At 43.4% G+C, this 16,863-nt stretch carries 14 protein-coding genes; 7 read left to right on the forward strand and 7 right to left on the reverse strand.

Translation table 11 applies throughout. The features are described 5' to 3' along the window. Nucleotides 1-53: 53 nt before the first annotated feature. The 4 genes from DUL71_RS10540 to DUL71_RS10555 are packed head-to-tail and all read right to left on the reverse strand — an operon-like array spanning nucleotide 54 to nucleotide 4,610. Nucleotides 54-812 carry a ThuA domain-containing protein gene (locus DUL71_RS10540; protein WP_114938039.1) on the reverse strand — a complete coding sequence of 253 codons (759 nt, stop codon included), beginning with the start codon at nucleotides 810-812 and terminating at the stop codon, nucleotides 54-56. A gap of 25 nt (nucleotides 813-837) precedes the next feature. After that, a complete protein-coding gene (locus tag DUL71_RS10545) occupies nucleotides 838-1,590 on the reverse strand; it encodes a ThuA domain-containing protein (protein WP_114938040.1) in 753 nt (250 codons plus the stop codon). A gap of 9 nt (nucleotides 1,591-1,599) precedes the next feature. After that, complete coding sequence (locus DUL71_RS10550) at nucleotides 1,600-2,733, reverse strand: redoxin family protein (protein ID WP_114938041.1); 1,134 nt, start codon at nucleotides 2,731-2,733, stop codon at nucleotides 1,600-1,602. Nucleotides 2,734-2,756: 23 nt separating this feature from the next. Continuing rightward, a complete protein-coding gene (locus DUL71_RS10555; protein WP_114938042.1) occupies nucleotides 2,757-4,610 on the reverse strand; it encodes a glycoside hydrolase family 9 protein in 1,854 nt (617 codons plus the stop codon). A 377-nt stretch (nucleotides 4,611-4,987) separates the two neighbouring features. Here DUL71_RS10555 and DUL71_RS10560 point away from each other — a divergent pair, with 377 nt between their 5' ends. The 6 genes from DUL71_RS10560 (at nucleotide 4,988) to DUL71_RS10585 (ending at nucleotide 10,445) form a co-directional block, all read left to right on the forward strand. Continuing rightward, a complete protein-coding gene (locus tag DUL71_RS10560; RefSeq protein WP_114938043.1) occupies nucleotides 4,988-5,425 on the forward strand; it encodes a PTS sugar transporter subunit IIA in 438 nt (145 codons plus the stop codon). Next, the gene (locus tag DUL71_RS10565; RefSeq protein ID WP_114938044.1) at nucleotides 5,418-5,888 is read left to right on the forward strand and encodes a PTS sugar transporter subunit IIB; all 471 of its coding nucleotides are present in this window, start codon (nucleotides 5,418-5,420) and stop codon (nucleotides 5,886-5,888) included. Before DUL71_RS10560 ends, DUL71_RS10565 begins: the two co-directional genes overlap by 8 nt. A gap of 42 nt (nucleotides 5,889-5,930) precedes the next feature. Beyond that, entirely contained in the window at nucleotides 5,931-7,517 is a 1,587-nt protein-coding gene (locus DUL71_RS10570) for a PTS system mannose/fructose/sorbose family transporter subunit IID (RefSeq protein WP_154402357.1), read from the forward strand. Between the two features lie 12 nt (nucleotides 7,518-7,529). Beyond that, on the forward strand, nucleotides 7,530-9,242 hold the full coding sequence (gene ptsP, locus DUL71_RS10575; RefSeq protein ID WP_114938046.1) for a phosphoenolpyruvate--protein phosphotransferase: 1,713 nt from the start codon (nucleotides 7,530-7,532) through the stop codon (nucleotides 9,240-9,242). Beyond that, nucleotides 9,239-9,505, forward strand: a complete 267-nt coding sequence (locus DUL71_RS10580; protein ID WP_161964412.1) for an HPr family phosphocarrier protein — start codon at nucleotides 9,239-9,241, stop codon at nucleotides 9,503-9,505. The genes ptsP and DUL71_RS10580 overlap by 4 nt, the downstream gene beginning before the upstream one ends. Before the next feature lie 181 nt (nucleotides 9,506-9,686). Next, a complete protein-coding gene (locus tag DUL71_RS10585) occupies nucleotides 9,687-10,445 on the forward strand; it encodes a 6-phosphogluconolactonase (protein ID WP_114938536.1) in 759 nt (252 codons plus the stop codon). An 86-nt stretch (nucleotides 10,446-10,531) separates the two neighbouring features. Here the strand turns inward: DUL71_RS10585 and DUL71_RS10590 are convergent, their stop codons facing one another. From DUL71_RS10590 to DUL71_RS10600, 3 genes are read right to left on the reverse strand one after another with little or no spacing between them, the layout of a single operon-like run. Then, nucleotides 10,532-11,680: a glycoside hydrolase family 18 protein gene (locus DUL71_RS10590; protein WP_114938048.1), complete on the reverse strand. Its 1,149-nt coding sequence runs from the start codon at nucleotides 11,678-11,680 to the stop codon at nucleotides 10,532-10,534. Between the two features lie 23 nt (nucleotides 11,681-11,703). Next, nucleotides 11,704-12,963, reverse strand: coding sequence for a DUF5009 domain-containing protein (locus tag DUL71_RS10595; RefSeq protein WP_114938049.1), 1,260 nt, complete (start codon nucleotides 12,961-12,963; stop codon nucleotides 11,704-11,706). Nucleotides 12,964-12,984: 21 nt separating this feature from the next. Continuing rightward, on the reverse strand, nucleotides 12,985-15,981 hold the full coding sequence (locus tag DUL71_RS10600; RefSeq protein WP_208645521.1) for a glycosyl hydrolase family 28-related protein: 2,997 nt from the start codon (nucleotides 15,979-15,981) through the stop codon (nucleotides 12,985-12,987). A 36-nt stretch (nucleotides 15,982-16,017) separates the two neighbouring features. Between DUL71_RS10600 and DUL71_RS31925 the strand changes: the two genes are divergently transcribed. Further along, nucleotides 16,018-16,161: a hypothetical protein gene (locus DUL71_RS31925; RefSeq protein ID WP_154402358.1), complete on the forward strand. Its 144-nt coding sequence runs from the start codon at nucleotides 16,018-16,020 to the stop codon at nucleotides 16,159-16,161. The last annotated feature ends 702 nt before the right edge of the window (nucleotides 16,162-16,863 follow it).

Below are 16,863 nucleotides of genomic sequence, written 5' to 3' on the forward strand. Positions count from 1 at the left end.
AAGAACAATAGCTTTTTCATCATGGTTGTGAATACAATTAGGTTTGTTGAATATTATTTTTCAGCTGCCCAGAATATAGCATTGCTAAAAAGCGTGGTATAATCCTTACTCTCAAAAAGTATCGGCGAATGGCCCATAAAAATATAAACGTTGCGGGCTTTTTTTGCAGGGTTAGTCCATACAACCGGGTGATCGCCCATGGTAATGCCATCTTTAGGCTCATAAGTTGACTCATCGACAGAGGCCAGCACATGCACATTAGGTCGCGGATCTTTATCATAGGTATACCATTCTTCTTTTTGAACCAGGAATGACGATGATACTCCCTTCATTACGGAGTGTTTCTTATCCTCAATATTAACAGTGCCTTTGGCAAAGGTTGCTATGTAATTTTTAAAACGGATACCGCCCATAAAATTCCAGAACCAATTCCACATTGGGTAACCGTCAAACTCGCCCAAAAGAGTTGCATGGTGAAAACCAATCCAGCCTCCCTTACCTTCATCTATATATTTTTCAAATGCTTTAACCGCTTTTTCTTTCCAGGCATAGGGCGGGTAGTCCAGCTGGATAAACAATTGGTAATTAGATAGAAATGCGCTATCAATTGTATCAGTAGTTTGAATATAATCGATAGAAAAATTATTATCGGCAGCCAGCTTGTCCAGCCATACTTTAGCTGCTTTTGAGTACTCAATATGGTGGCCGCCGTTTTCATAAAGGGCTATCACCTTAAAGCGTGGCACCTTTTGAGCCCAGGCGCTTACAACGGTTAACAAGCAAAAACTTAATATCAGTACTATTTTTTTCATGATGATTGTTTACAGGTTGATGATTTTATTTCGATCCCGCCCAAAGGATAGCATCCCTGAGCAGTGCTATATAACTTTGATTGGCGAATACCGAAGGATCATGCCCGATGCCTATATAAATCATGCGCCGGTATTTTTCATTCGTCCAGATGATGGGATGATCGCCCATCGGTTTATTTTGCTTAAAGCTTAATTCGTCGGCGGTAGCCAGAACACGCACATTGGGCCGCGGGCTTTTATCAAACTCGTACCATTCGTCGGAAATCTCGAATTTAGCAGGCAAGTTTTTAGTGGCCGGATGCCGGTGGTCTTCTACAATAACAGTTCCTCTTTGATAGGCCGGATGCGGCGAATAGACCACGCCTCCCATGAAGTCCTCAAACCATTGCCAGTATTTGGTATTTTTTGCCAGAAACTCCGTTCCGGTTAAACCGGCGGCATGAATCCCTACCCAACCTTTCCCCTGCTCAACAAACTTTTGTAACGCGGCCTGCTGAGTATTCGAAATATCAAAAGGCGCCAGTTGCATCATCACAAATACCTGGTAGTTCTTTAGATTCCCGTCGTTGATCTTGCTTGAATCGTCCGTGTAATCAACTTTAAACTGATTGTCCTTACCCAGTTTTTCGAAAAGCGGTTTGGCAGCAGTCATCATTTTAATGTGATCATCAGAACGGGAAATCACCACCAAAGCCTTGAATTTGTATGGCTGCGCAACAGCAATATTTACCAATAACAGTGGGATTAATGCACTTACAATATATTTCAGCTTGCCCATCGGTATCAATTATTTGTAGATCCGGCCCATCATCGGGTTATTCCAGATCACTTTTTTAAGTTCTTCAATATCGATAGCCCCCTGGTGACTATATACTACTTTCCCATCCGGATCAATCAGCATGGTATAAGGCAAGGCACCATCCCATTTAGGATCTACTGCCTCAATCATTTTGTATTTATCATCGCCGGTATAGATGTAATTAGTCCCTGACGATTGCTTACGTTGTAAGAATTTGAGGGCTTTATCCTTATTAGCGGGATCATCGGCACTGATACTTACAAACTCAAGCCCCCTGTCGCGGTATAGCCTGTTTAATGTAACCAGATCATCGAACTCGGCAACACAAGGGCCACACCAGGTTGCCCAAAGGTTGATCATCCTCAACCTGTCCGAATGATTTTTTACAACAGTTGCGATTCCGGCAGCGCTGATGGTATCAATCTTTACCGGTTCTTTTGCCCATTGAATTTGCGCCTTATCTATCCAATCCTTTTTCTCGGCCCATTTAACCGAGCAACCAAAAGTTTTGGTAACAGGCACGGCAATATCTTTACCCTCCAATACGGCGTCGATAGCATTACGTGCATCCTGCGATTTTGGGGTTTTGGCAGGATTTTCCATATCATCAATCCGGCCGTTGTACCTAAGCTTCCTGTCTTTATCAAACACAAAAATATGGGGAGTAGCAACGGGACCATATTTGTTGGAGGGCACTTCAGTTTCGCCATCGTACAAGTATGGGAAGTTAAAGCCTTTATCTTTGGCACGTGTTTTCATTTCTTCAAATGAATCACCTAAATCACTGTATCCCAATTCATCATAACGCAATGAAGATGGATTATTGGGGTTGATAGCCACAACACTAACACCCTTTGATGCATAATCGCTGGTCAGTTTGACCACTCTGTCTTCGTAAGCCTGCGATGTTGGGCAATGATTACACATAAAAACCACAACCAACACTTTGGCATTTTTAAATGATTGCACGGTGTAAGTTTTACCATCAATGCCCGGCAAACTAAAATCAGGTGCCTGAGCGCCGATAGCCAGCGTTTTGTGCTCATCCGCCGCAAAGCAAAATATCGGGACGCATAGTAACAGCGCAAGGGCAAAACTTATGTGAAAGCTCCAGTTCTTCATAACTTAGGTATAATGGTTTATAATTAATCGCTTGTTGAAACTGCCAGCAGGTACCAGGCCGTGTGCGGCAACCATTGCTCGGCCCAGCGCCAGTCCGAGTCTTTGCCCGACACAGCATAGGGAATATTAAAGTCAATATCATCCTCATTATCAAAGCCCGAGGTAATGCCATTTACAATACCGCCCGGCGCGTTGGTATATTCAAACGTGCCAAAAAAGCCATACGCCGGATTGTTATGCCCTGTACCCTGCAGCATACTGGCATCAAATGGGTTCAATCCCAAAATCCAGTTAAGCTGGTCAATGGCAAAACCTGAAAGCTGGTCATGAAAAGCTTTATCATCTTTAAACAGGTTTGCAGCCATCCGCGCGGCAGTAGCCACCGAACCAAGCCTTGCATTTTCTCCCTGCCACCAGGGCGAAGCATCACTGCCATGTGGGAAAAAGAAAGCACTATGGCGGTTGCCCAAAGTATCCTGCACCAATTCGCGACTGTAACCAAAGGGATTATTTACCTCATGAGTGATAGCCAGCTCAAACTCCATTGATTTCCTTATGGCCGACTTGATCTTTGCCTGAAGATCTGCAGAAGCATAGGGGTAATAATACAACAGACTAACAACCGGTAACCCGCCATCCGAAGGGTGAAAGAAAGGTCGGTCTTTATCATCGGCACGCCAAAAATTTTGATATTTATTCCATGAGGTTAGGCGATTGAGCAAATTATTTGCCCGTTTTTCGGCTGATGTTTTATATACCTCTTTGTGAGTTACCTTATAAAGCTCAGTCGCGGCGCTTAAAGCGCAATAATCGTCAAGGATATTTTCCTTTTTATCATAGTCCATTTGCGGGTTTTCCTTTTCCAAAAAGGCAAAGGCATTTTCAGCGGCCTTCAGGTAATCTGCATTGCTAAACTCACCCGATGTTTGGTAAGCTGATGCCATTGCCAACGCGGCGATAGAAATACCTGCCCCTGAACGGTAACTGGCCTGGTAACTGCGCCAGTTTTTACCGGTTGTAGTTTTGGTGAACGATTGATCTTTAGTTTGCTTGATCCGGTAACTACCTTCATCCGCCTGAATTACGCGGTCTTTAGGTAGCTTCCCCGGTCCGGGCGAAGAAACCGAGCGATAAAAAGAGCCGTTTTTCGCCTGCATCCTTACCAAATAATCAGCGCCATACATAGCCTCATCTAAAATCCGCCTGTTAAACTGCCTGAAATCAGTTCCGGGGCGCGCGCTTAACAACTCATAGGTTTTGAACAGACTAAAAGCCGTTAATGAGATTTGCTGCGGATTAAAATAATTAGAGAATGACAGGTGCGAAAGATGTTTGCCATAATCGCCGGTGGCATCATACCAACCGCCGTGCGCGTCAACAGTGTCCGTTGTTCCTGATAATACCAAATGATGATCGGCTTTATCTAACAGGCCGGAGCTTCGCTGTCCCTTAAAGTAATATACTACGTCAGATATGGTTGCTTTTTCAAGCACGTTCTTGCCTATAATAAAAGGATAAGACGAAATTATCCCCTTTGGCGAATTGAATTGTATTTTGTAAGTCCCCGGCTTTGTAAAACCGCTGAAATCAAGCGTCCAAAATTCAAAGTTCTTCCAATGATTCACCGGGCCGCTGTAGTTGATTTGCCCGGTAAATACGGTATTTCCTTTATCAGCATCAATAAGTTTAAATGATGTAAAGGCAAGATGACTATCTGCAACTATAATGGCGCGTTTGGCCTTATTATCCTCGTAGCCTACATGATTGGTTACCACTTTAATACTTTGCGCCTGCGCAATAAATGGCAATCCTGCTAAAACAAGGCAGCACTTTTTGCATATAGCCGAAAGAAGATCGATACGCTTTTTTAGGTTCATATATAAAGTTAAGGAATTATAAAATGGTTGACAGGAAAGCGTTTTGCATCCCGTTTCAAAGCTAAAACATAAAGCCGCTGATGGATATTTTCATGCCCCTACATTAACACTACTGATAAGTCATAAGTTCAAAGTCCGAAGTCAAAAGGCTTTTGACTTAAAACTTCGAACTTATGACATCGAACTTCCTTATATGCCTTCGAACTTCATCAATTGCGCGAAATCAGCACAATAAACTACAGTAGTGGTGTTGTAGTGCCTTCAAAATAGCAATTGAATAAAGTTTGACTGATAATTGCAAAAGATTAATTTTCATATATAAACCAATTATGAAAGCCCCGCGACCTTAAACGCGGATATAAAAACCTTAATTATTGATGGAGAATACCGGAAGCACAAGAAAATTTCTGATAGCAACGCACGGCAAACTTGCAGGTGGCATAAAATCATCGCTTGATATTATTACTGGCACTGCGGATAGCATTTTTTTGATTGAAGCTTATGTCGATGAAAACCGCTCATTAGAAGATGATATTAAAACGGTAGTTGATCAAATTGCAGACAATGATGAATTGATTGTTTTTTCTGACATCATGGGCGGCAGTGTTACCAACCAGATACTACAATATGCCCTGCAGCCTAACGTACATGTGGTTTCGGGCTTTAATCTTCCGCTGGTAATTGAAATTATATTGGCTGATGCGGACACTCCCGCAGAAGAAGTAATTGCCGAAGCTATTGAAAACGCTAAGCAACAAATGGTATATGTAAATAAACTTTTAACCGCCCAAAACCAGGAGGAAGAAAATGATTAAGCTAACCCGTATTGACGACAGACTGGTTCATGGTCAGGTAGCTTTTACATGGACACCTGCGCTTGGTGCCGATTGCCTGCTGATTGCCAACGACAAAGTAGCCAAGGATGAGTTTATGAAGATGACCCTTGGCCTTGCAAAACCGACAGGCACCAAACTACTGATCAAACCGGTAAAAGAGGCGGCCGCTTTTTTGAATGACGAAAAAAGCAAAAACGCAAAAGTTTTAATACTGATCAACAGCGTTAAGGATGCCGCGGCCCTCGCAGCCGAAGTACCTGAAATTACAACCATAAACTTCGGTGGACTTAGATCGAAAGATGGCTCAAAGCTGATATCAAAAGCGATAGCAGTTAATGATGATGATATAGCCATCATTCGCGAAATGCTGGCAAAAGGCCTTGAGCTGGAAGTACGGCAGGTACCTACTGACAATAAACAGCTTGTAGCAAATCTGATTTAAATAAACATATTTAACAAACTCACAAACAACAACTTAATCCTCTTGTCAGTATCATACTTACTCATCGCGCTGATAGCGATGTTTGGACATTCGGAAGATTTTCTGGGCACTACCCAGCTTAGCCGCCCCCTGGTGCTTGGCCCGTTGGTTGGCCTGGTGCTTGGCGATGTAACCCAGGGCGTGATCATCGGCGCTACGCTTGAACTCATATTCATGGGTAATATCAAGGTTGGGGCCGCCATTCCGCCAGATGTAATTACCGGCGGCGTACTGGGTACGGCGTTTGCCATCATCTCGGGCAAAGGCCCCGCAATTGCGTTGGCCATAGCAGTACCTGTTTCCATACTGGCCGAAATGGTGATCAGTGGTTTGTTTGTATTGCGGGCTATGCTTAATAAAAAGTTTAATCAATATGCCGAAGATGGTGATTTTAAAGGCATTCAACGCCTGCATATCATTTCAGGACTATTGCGGCCGTTACTCATGGGCATTATCGTTATGCTGGCACTGCAGTTGGGTGCCGGCGCTATGAAAACATTTCTGGAAATGATACCGGCGTGGGTGCAAACAGGCTTACAGGTTGCAGGCAATATGCTGCCCGCTTTAGGTTTTGCCCTGCTCATGAACCTGATGTTCAATAAAAACATGGCCCCCTATTTTTTCCTGGGCTTTATGCTGGCAGCCTATCTGAAATTACCGGTAATAGCGATTGGCGGCTTCGGAGTTATTATCGCCTTGTTGGTAACACAGGTTGCCCCTAAACCGGCCGTCGATGACGACGATGATTTTGGAGCTGATGAGGAACCGGCAGAGCAAATAAAGCCGAACCCAAAGCTGAGCAAGCGTGATATCCGCATGCTCTTCTTCCGCTCGTTGGCGTTGGAAGCCAATTTCAATTTTGAAACATGGCAAAATACCGGCTTCGCATTTTCTATTATACCAGTCCTGAAAAGGCTTTACAATACAAAAGAGGCTATGACGGCCGCTTTGAAAAGACATTTGCAGTTTTTTAATACCAGTCCATACGGTTCTACATTAATAATGGGCATCACAGCAGCTATGGAAGAACAAAACAGCAATGACGGGGATTTCGACGAGGAATCCATCAATTCGGTAAAACTGGGCCTGATGGGGCCACTGGCTGGAGTATTCGACTCTTTGTTTTGGGGAACATTTAAAGTGATTGCTGCCGGAGTCGGAACATCGCTGGCCATTAAAGGCAATATCCTGGGACCATTGTTATTCCTGTTGATATTTAATGTACCGCATTTATTATTACGCTATAAACTAACCTTTGTGGGTTACGATGCGGGGACACGCTTTTTGCAAAACCTGGCCAAAAATAATGTGATGGACAGGCTCACTAAAAGCTCTTCTATTTTAGGATTGATGGTTGTTGGGGCTATGCCGGCAACGCTCATGAACATCACTACACCATTACATATCGGCACAGAAAAATCAGCGGTGGGCGTTCAAAGCATTTTAGACCAAGTAGTGCCTGCCATGATACCGTTGGGGCTTACTTTTTTAGTGTATTATTTTGTTAAAAAGAATATTAAAACCACATACCTGTTATTAGGCCTGCTGTTGCTTGGTTTTGCAGGGAGTATTATCCACCTGTTTGCATAAAGAAAAACATAAATGAAGGGAATTGGAGTTTCACCAGGCATTGCTATAGGAAGGGCGTTTGTTATCAAAAAAAACGCTCCTGCTACCAACGGTATTATTTTAAAAAACCAGGTTGAGATAGTAGCGGAAATTGAACGTTTTGACATTTCAGTTGTCAATGCGCTTGCCGAGATAGATGCCATCAAAAACAGCTCACAACTGATGCTCAATGATGATGACATCGCTATACTGGAAACACAGGTGGAGTTGATCAATGATCCCCAGATCCGTGAAGATGTGGTAGCTAAGATTGAAGAAGAGAAAAAGACCGCCAATGATGCGATGATAGAAGTTACTGCTGGCATTGTCACCCTGTTTGAGAGTATGGACGATGAATATATGCGTGCCCGCTCAGCGGATTTTCAGGATATCGGCAACCGGATCCTCAAATACATCAACCGTACAGGCGATACCAATAACCGTTCGTTCGAACCGGATACCATTGTTATTGCAGACGACCTCACTCCTTCCGACACGATCACGTTAGACCTTAACCTTGTCACCGGTTTTGCAACACAAGCGGGCAGCCGTACTTCGCACGCGGCTATTATAGCCAAATCAAAAGGGCTGCCTGCGGTTGTAGCCTGCGGCGATGAGTTAATGACTATCAATCATAACGACTTTATCATTCTAGACGGCCTCAGTGGTTCGGTTTACGTCAATCCAGGCGAGGATATCATTAGCAGATACTCGGCTAAATCCGCCTCTTTTAGGCGACAGGCAGAGGTATTAAAAATGGTTAAAGACAAGCCTGCTATTACAGCCGATGGTAAACAGGTAACCTTGCTTGCCAATATCTCGGATGCCGATGACCTGGCTATGGTTCATGACAACGGCGGTGAAGGTGTTGGCCTTTTCCGTACCGAAATGCTATTTATGGATCGCGATACCTTCCCCGATGAAGATGAACAATTTGAGTTTTATAAAAAAGCGGTTTTAAAGGCAAAAGGCAAACCCATAGTTATACGAACCATTGATATAGGTGGCGATAAACACCTGTCATACTTTAACTTACCAACCGAACTTAATCCTTTTCTTGGCTACCGTGCTATCCGTATTTCGCTCGATCAGGAAGGCTTATTTATTGTGCAGCTTAAAGCCATTTTAAGGGCTTCCGCATTTGGATCGGTTAGTATTATGTTCCCGATGATCTCGAACGTAAAAGAGGTCCGCGACGCGAAATTCATCCTAAATAAAGCAAAAAACGAGCTGCTTGAAGCAGGTATCGCATTCAGTAATGATGTGAAGGTTGGGATCATGGTCGAGATTCCGTCAGCTGCTGTTACAGCGGATATCCTTGCTAAAGAAGTGGATTTTTTCAGCATCGGCACTAATGACCTTTGCCAGTATACCCTGGCAGTGGACAGGATGAATGAAAAGATCACCCACCTGTACGACCCGTTTAATCCAGGTGTGCTACGCCTCATTCTAAATGTAATTGAACAAGGCCGTGCGCATAACATCCACGTGGGCATGTGCGGCGAAATGGCTTCCGACCCGCTGGCAACCCTGTTATTATTAGGCATGGGGTTGGAAGAGTTTTCTATGAGTGCTGCCTCTATTCCTGCAATAAAAAACATTATCATTAATAACAGCGAAGCAACAGCTAAGCAGGTATGCCAGCAAGTAATGGCTATGGACAGCTCAGAGAACGTTACTGCTTATTTAAAGGAGATAACCCAATGATAACCAAAGATTATATCATCACATCGGCGCAGGGAATGCATGCCCGCCCGGCAACACAGCTTGTTAAACTGGTAAAAGGCTTTAAATCGGCGACAAGTTTAAAAAAAGGCGACAAAATTGTTAAACTGAACAGCTTGCTTAATATCCTGTCGCTGAGCATTAAAGGCGGCGAAACCATTTCAGTAATTATGGATGGCGAAGATGAAGTGAGCGCAGCCATTGTTATTGATGATTTTTTCACCAAACAGCTTAAAGAACTATAAAAAGCAAAAAAACTAATCTATTCATTGCTGTTGACTTTAGTCAACGGTAAAGGCAACAGTAAGCGGGCTTTAGCCCAAATGCAAGGCGACAATTCGGCTGAAGCCATTAAATCATTTGTCATTATTCCGTTGACTAAAGTCAACGGCAATGATTATTAAAGCAAAAACACAAACATCACGCATGAAAGTAACTATAACCAAAAGCGAACAGGAATTTGATATCACCGCGGCATGGCGCATCATTGCGCAGATGCTTGAAAAACGAACGTCGGTAATTGGCCTCTCAACCGGGCAAACTACCATTGGTATGCACCGTATCGTTTCAGAAATCTACGCTAAATACCCGTTTGATGTGTCAAACATTACCCTGTTTAACGTGGATGAACTTACCAATCTGGAACGTGAATACGTGGGCAGTTGCTATACCATGATCCTGAACCAGATTGCCGGCCCGCTGGGGATTCCTGAAGAAAACTTTATTATGCCGCCTACCCTTTCTGATGATTTTGTGGCGGAGAGCATCCTGTTTGAAAAACGCCTTGCCGAGCGGGGCGGAGCCGATCTGCAGATGCTGGGCATAGGCAGCAACGGGCATATCGGCATCAATCAGCCCGGAACGCCATTTGAAAGCGAAACCTGGGTATCACCAATGGACCCGGACTTTGAAGCACGCGTACGCCGTGAAACCCAGGTACCACCAGAAACCGAACTTGGAGGGTTAACACGCGGGGTTAAAAACATTATGCATACCCGCAAACTTATCCTGATAGCTAAAGGCAGCCACAAAGCCGAAATCATTAAACAAGCCATATTAGGGCCTGTAAGCACCGATATCCCGGCCTCGGTGGTGCAATTGCATCCTAAATGTGAGATCTTGTTAGATGCCGATGCAGGCGCTTTAATAGCTGATTACGCTAAGGAACGCGGCTATAATTGGTAATTTATTTATAATCCAACCTGAACTTTATAAAGCAGGCCACAGGGTAATCCGGAGGCCTGCTTTTTTTGTGATATGTCGAGGGTACTTTAATTCAAGTGGCTATTAGCGGCGTCAAGCAAATATTCTTTCCTATCATCAACATATTCCCAGAACATTACCCCGGCCATGCCGTTCTTTTTCACGTACCGGCATTTCTTTCTAATCGACCATTCATCGTCAAATGATAAAAACTGGCGGGTTGTTGGGTTATATAAATACGGCGCCTTAGCACTTTTATCCCGATAGTATTTGAATGCTTTATTGGTGAGGAGGCTATCTTTTATGAAAGTATAGCCACCGCCCCGCATCCTTTCGAGATTGCGCGAACCCAGCCCGGTTTTGGTACTGTCAGACACTCTTGTGGAACGACTGTAAAAAGCCATCCCTAAAACAAGCTTATTCCGCGGAACACCCGCTTCAATAAAAACCCGGGTACCATTATCCGAATTATTTTCTGTCTTAAGATACTTTGAAGCATACAAGCCGGTATGATGTACCGCTACATCGGCACCGTAATCGTAAGTCATGAGGTTGATATAATCCAGGCAAGCGCCTACTTTATCCATTTCTGTGTTCTGCACAAAATGCCTGAAGGCACCTACGGCTGCTGTAAGCAACAATTTTTTACCGGTTTCTTTTTCAAGCGCGTTCAACTGAGTCCTCAGTTCCAGGAATAAACTGGTATAGTTCTGTTTATCCTCCGGGCGATGGACGTTACCTGCGCCGGATTCATTGGGATACTCCCAGTCGATGTCAATACCATCCATTTTAAACTTACGCACCAATTCAACGGCACTTGCAGCAAAAGCTTTACGCGAAGTGTCGGTGAGCGCCATATCCGAAAAGTTTTTGCTCCACAGCCACCCGCCTATCGAAATCAAAACTTTCAAATCGGTGTTCTTTTTCTTTAATCCAACCAAATACCTGAAGTTGATGGTATCCGTTCGGGGATGGGTAAGAAAAGCGCGGTTCCCGATCACATTTACAAACGCGTAATTAATATGTGTAAGCTTTGCCGGATGAACCATGTTAGTATCTATCAACCCGCGAAAGCCACTCACATAACCGATTATAACATGCTTTTTAGCCCGGTTTTTCTGCGCATAAACCAGGTTTGCCGAAAGTATAAGGCATAGGAAAGCCATCAGCCGGTTTCTATATTGCCCCGGCCGCAATAATGATGCAAAGTTTGTCATCAGAATTTAGGTATGTATAATATTTAAATCTTCAGGCGTAATCTTTTCTTTTCAAGTAATCCGACAAATAGAATAATAACCACGGCGGTCAGGAATGAACGCAGTAACCCCGGAAATCCATTATTAATAATACTCGGATAATTAATATGAAATAACTCCAGTATAAAAACCTGAAAATACGGGATCAGGTAACAGGTGAGCGTACTGGTGCCGGCGGGTTTGATCCAGTTAAAGGCGCTTATTTTCCCTTTAACATCAACCACATATATCAATATTAAAAACGCCAGCGTAGTAATGCCCGAGCAAATGAGCACCCATGCCGGTGTTGAACGAATTTTAGAAATCCCTTCGGTATAAGGTCGTAAGGCAAAACCGACAACCAGGAACAAAACGCCAATAATAGCCAGTGTAGCCCAAATCCGTTGTGTTTTACCCTGTTCAACCAGCCTGGCGTAGATGCCAGAGATAACCACGCCGCCCATAGTTAAAGTCATGGTTGAGGCATCATGGATTATCCAGAGTGGTTTTAAAAAGATAATCGCGTTGCCAAGAAAGCTTCCGGTAAAGTTGTTACCGGCGATAGTGACCATTTCTTCATCATGCGTTACTTTTATCTTAAATACCGAGTGGGCAATGATATTAATGGCTATCAGTACTACCCATGCTACGACAAGCCTGTTTAATTTTCCTTTAACCGCGACAAATATCAGCGCGCAAACCAGGTATGCCCAGCCTATTAAACCTAATATTCCCCACCAGGATGGTTCCATCCACCTTACCTCACCATCTTCGCCACCTTTATAAATTACGGCCATGGCTATCAGCATAATAATCCCCAGCATTTGCAGCGAATATCTTTTGGCCTTTGCCATAGTTTCGGGGTAATCCAGCCAGATCAGGAAGAACGCTGTTGTAATAACCAGCGCCCATGCTGCTTTCGGAATTATAGCAGCCGATGAATTATAATCTTCAAGGTTTACATGGTAAAAACCCATAATGAGCAATGCAACACTCCTTATCAGTATGTAAAACAAAACCTGCCGGCCGCTATCACCTTTTTTGATCCTGTTATTGATGGCAAATGGTAACGACAAACCTACAATGAACAAAAACGCCGGAAAAATAGTATCGGCAAAACCCATTCTGTCTTCAAAGCCCTTAGCATGGTCTATCCACTCGGGAATATGCTTCACTCCGCTGGCATCGTTAACAAATATCATCAGCAGCATAGTGATAGCACGCAATACATCGATGGACAACAGGCGCTTTGGTAATTGTTGCATATGGCTTTATTTAGGGATGTTTTATTTAACTTTTACGGAAAACAATGAGTTATGGCTCGTAATATATAGAGTATTATTATCAGCACTACCAAACGCTAACCCAGTTGGCCGCTCGGGTACTTTTATCACATTGATCTGTTTACCGGCGCTGTCGTATACATAAATCTGTCCGTCGGCTATATAAACATTTCCTTTATCGTCGGTTGCAGAGGCAAACTCTCCCCTTTCGGCAAAATATTTTAAATCAGAAAGATAACCATCCTTGCTTACAGTTGTGCTCACGGTACGTTTGTCATACTCATCACTGCTGTATAATGGCTTTCCGGGATACGCGGCTGCCAATGCTGTTGATCTGGCCAAATCATACACTGCCGGGATAATGGTAACCCCATCGAGCGCTACAAAGCACTCTGTTGGCTTATTTACTGTTACCGTATTAAAATCATGGTAATCGCGCCAGCGGTGTGCCGGGTACAGCGCTTTATAAACCGGATTTACCTGCCCCATAGGTATAGTTTTCAGTTTTTGAATGGATTCATCGGGACTGTTAGGGTCGATACTATAAGCCCAGCTTGCAAAACCCGAATTACCCCACCCGCTAAAAGAGGTACCTCCGGCATCGGCAGGATTATCAAACTTTTCGGGCTTTCCATTTACAAGGTAGCCAGGCTTCGGCACATATTTAAAAACTACAAGCAGGTCATCATTTTTGTCGCAAGCTAAGGACAGCGGCTCCCACGGATAATCAGCCAGCAAACTGATCTGCCTGTCGTTAACCGACCATTTATAGATCCGTTTCATGCGCTGCTCGCTGAAATAAATATTGCCTTTACTATCGGCACATACCGCCGATGCAAATTCAAAACCTGTTGCAAGCTTATTGATAGTGCCGCCTTGCTGTTCGGCCGTGTTAGCTTTATCATCAATATAAAGCCGTGCAAATTCCCATGGCCTTACTTCGGTAGCGGTATTGATGTCATATAGCGGCAAAGTAGTGGTATATTTTATCTGGCTGTAATTGTGCACATTCAGCAACTCAATGTTTTTACCTCCCCATTTCCTGATAGAATATGGCACGGGCTTGTTAACCCTGATCACCCTGAACATATACAGGTTGGCAAATACCATGTTACTTGAATTTTCCAATTCCATTGGCTGGCATTCGGTACTTTCCCGGCTTTCTTCTTCCAGTTGCATAGCGTAAACCTTCCAGTTGGCAACGTTGCTAAAACGTACTTCGTTGCGCACATGATGCTCTATCGACATGGCATAAATGCGACCCGGAGTTTGCGTATTGGAAATGTAAGTACCGGCTGTAGCATAAGTATTGGCGCTCCAGATATCTTTAAAAGTACCGCCGCCGCCGTCTGTAACCCAAAGGCTCCAGTATTGTGTATCCCACGATGGGTCAATACCATTTTGAGCCCGGTTATAGGCGCCACCGCCTGCAGTACTTTTTGGTGTACCAACGCGCTGCATACCGCCATGACCGCCAACAAATTTCACATCGTTCATATATGAACCAGCACCTGCCATCCATTTGCAAGCTACAGCACGCGGGTTATCAGCATTAGTACAAAGACCGATCCCACTTAATATATTGCTCCCTCCTTTTGATGATTCCAACAATGCCACCGGACCACCAAAGCCTCCGAAAGCAGGTGTATTATCAGTAATTAAAAACTGCGTGGCAATGGGATTCAAACCAATCAATTTAGTATTGGGCTTTAGTTTAATTGTTTGACTAACGCGATACCAGCCCTGCGGCACATATATGGTTTCGTATTTGTCGATAGCTGCCTGTATAGCCTGCGTATCGTCACTAACACCATCACCTTTAGCGCCAAGTGCTTTCAGGTTTGCCCAGGTTTCAACCGCCGGAAAATCGGGAATGTCCTTTTTGGCGGCCTCTGGCAATGCGGTCAAAGGTTCTTGTTCATTGGTGGTTTTATATTGCGGATCGGTATCAAGGCCATCCATCTGCAAACCATAAGTAAAGTTTTTCACACCGTAGATATTCCCCGTTCCACGTGTTGTTTTGCCGCTACGACGATAGCTGGCCAATACGGGTACATTACGGCAAACTACGTTACGCAGGTTAATCTGGTTAAAAGCATTGTCCTCATTACTGATGATGATCGCGGGGCCGCTTACTCCATCAAAACGGCAATCCTCCATAAATATTTTTTCATGGTAGTTTGGGTTTATGCTGATTACTGTTGGCACGTGCTTAACATTCATCCGCACAATGGTAAGCCCTGCCTCCTGGGTGCGAATGGCAGCCTCACGCTGACCTTCAAAATAAGTATCCACCATCATAAACTGCCAGCCTGGTGATGGTTTGGTGGTATAGATACCATACTGGCCACCAAAAAAGCGAACATCCTCCATCTCATTGCCTACATCAAACATACCCGCCAGTCCTTTCCCAATATTTACATCAACATGGGCTATAAAACTATGTTGTGCAAAATGGGTGCGCATAGCAACCGCGTAAGGATTGCCCTCATCTATTTTAAGGTTGATGTTTGATATCGAGCTATAAAAAGTTGACGCGCCCGCATCATGTACCTCATCGCCGGGTTTGGATAGGTTACTCACAAACCAAAACATGTACTTGGCGTGGCCTTTATCACTTTCATCAGCAGTTTGAAAACTGGGCGAGTTTTTAGCCAGGATAATCTGCGGCCTGGTTTTGCCATAACCTATCAGCCTTACAGCAGTTGGTATAAATATGGTTTTGGAGATCAGGTATTTTCCTTCGGGGATAAAGAGCACGCCAAAGTTATGCTCAGTTTTCACTTTGGTAATGGCCGCCTGTAGTTCGTCTGAAACATCGGTTTTGCCATCGGCCTTGATTTTAAAATTGTCGGGGGTAAAATAAACAGCGTCCGAATCCTGCAGACGGGTCTGGTATATAGACTTACCTCCATTATCGTTCTTTACAGAGATATTATTGCCGAAACAAAAAGTTTGAATAAAAATAAACGCGGTGACTAACAGGGTTCCCTTTTTCACTTTTTTATAATATGGTTTATATGGTACCGGTATCCAATGTACACAATATATCAGCGGCACTTTTTAACAGGTCGTGTAAAATTGCTGATAGGCGCATACTGGATTGTTGGTGCACAAATCTATCTGATAGTGCTGTTTGATGCTATTATTACGGCACTACATCACCACTACCATAAGTAACATTAGCGCTAAACAAGAAAATTGGTAACAAAGGGAGGCGTTTTCGCGCCGGGAAGAGAAATAGAAAAAAGATTACTTAGTATTTGAATTGGTTTTACAAATACCGTTAAAACGAAAATGGGCAACCAAAGGCCGCCCATTCATTAACTGGTTTTAATGTCCAATTATTTTGCAGTTTTTCTTGCAGGAGTTAACGGAACAATAATAACAGCTAAGAAAAGGGCAACTTCTAATACGGTTAACATAACTTTAATTTTTTAAAATGTTTTAATTACTGAACTAACAATGTTTTAGGGGATTACAACCGTTCCTACAGGCATGCTGTTGCAGGGATGCAAGAACAATTGTATCATTCCCGGCAGGCATTCAGCTAATTATATGCCATTAAAAAATCGCCCCTAAAAATCAAGATGTTAGGCCAGAAACATCATTTTTTAAATTCAGCTTTTCTATAAAATCAATTTTAAAAACACAGATTTTTTGAATATAAATCTGCTTTTCACGTTAAGTATCAAAAAAATAGGCCTAAACCGGGTTAGAAAAAATCATTAAGCCGTTTTTTGCCGAATTATTTTTACAAAAACCGTGAAACCGGCATTAATTTATTTTTAGCGAAATTTATTTCGCAACGTAATTTCACACATTGCTTTACAAGGTAAAAAATGCCCTATCAAACATTTTTTTGTAAAAAAACCTGCACCG

Source organism: Mucilaginibacter endophyticus (assembly GCF_003351025.1).
Lineage (GTDB): Bacteria > Bacteroidota > Bacteroidia > Sphingobacteriales > Sphingobacteriaceae > Mucilaginibacter > Mucilaginibacter endophyticus.

Bases quoted from the DNA above. Each gene is read 5' to 3' on its own strand.
- DUL71_RS10540 (WP_114938039.1), bottom strand. From the start codon at position 812: ATGAAAAAAATAGTACTGATATTAAGTTTTTGCTTGTTAACCGTTGTA.
- DUL71_RS10545 (WP_114938040.1), bottom strand. From the start codon at position 1,590: ATGGGCAAGCTGAAATATATTGTAAGTGCATTAATCCCACTGTTATTG.
- DUL71_RS10550 (WP_114938041.1), bottom strand. From the start codon at position 2,733: ATGAAGAACTGGAGCTTTCACATAAGTTTTGCCCTTGCGCTGTTACTA.
- DUL71_RS10555 (WP_114938042.1), bottom strand. From the start codon at position 4,610: ATGAACCTAAAAAAGCGTATCGATCTTCTTTCGGCTATATGCAAAAAG.
- DUL71_RS10560 (WP_114938043.1), top strand. From the start codon at position 4,988: ATGGAGAATACCGGAAGCACAAGAAAATTTCTGATAGCAACGCACGGC.
- DUL71_RS10565 (WP_114938044.1), top strand. From the start codon at position 5,418: ATGATTAAGCTAACCCGTATTGACGACAGACTGGTTCATGGTCAGGTA.
- ptsP (WP_114938046.1), top strand. From the start codon at position 7,530: ATGAAGGGAATTGGAGTTTCACCAGGCATTGCTATAGGAAGGGCGTTT.
- DUL71_RS10580 (WP_161964412.1), top strand. From the start codon at position 9,239: ATGATAACCAAAGATTATATCATCACATCGGCGCAGGGAATGCATGCC.
- DUL71_RS10585 (WP_114938536.1), top strand. From the start codon at position 9,687: ATGAAAGTAACTATAACCAAAAGCGAACAGGAATTTGATATCACCGCG.
- DUL71_RS10590 (WP_114938048.1), bottom strand. From the start codon at position 11,680: ATGACAAACTTTGCATCATTATTGCGGCCGGGGCAATATAGAAACCGG.
- DUL71_RS10595 (WP_114938049.1), bottom strand. From the start codon at position 12,963: ATGCAACAATTACCAAAGCGCCTGTTGTCCATCGATGTATTGCGTGCT.
- DUL71_RS31925 (WP_154402358.1), top strand. From the start codon at position 16,018: ATGTACACAATATATCAGCGGCACTTTTTAACAGGTCGTGTAAAATTG.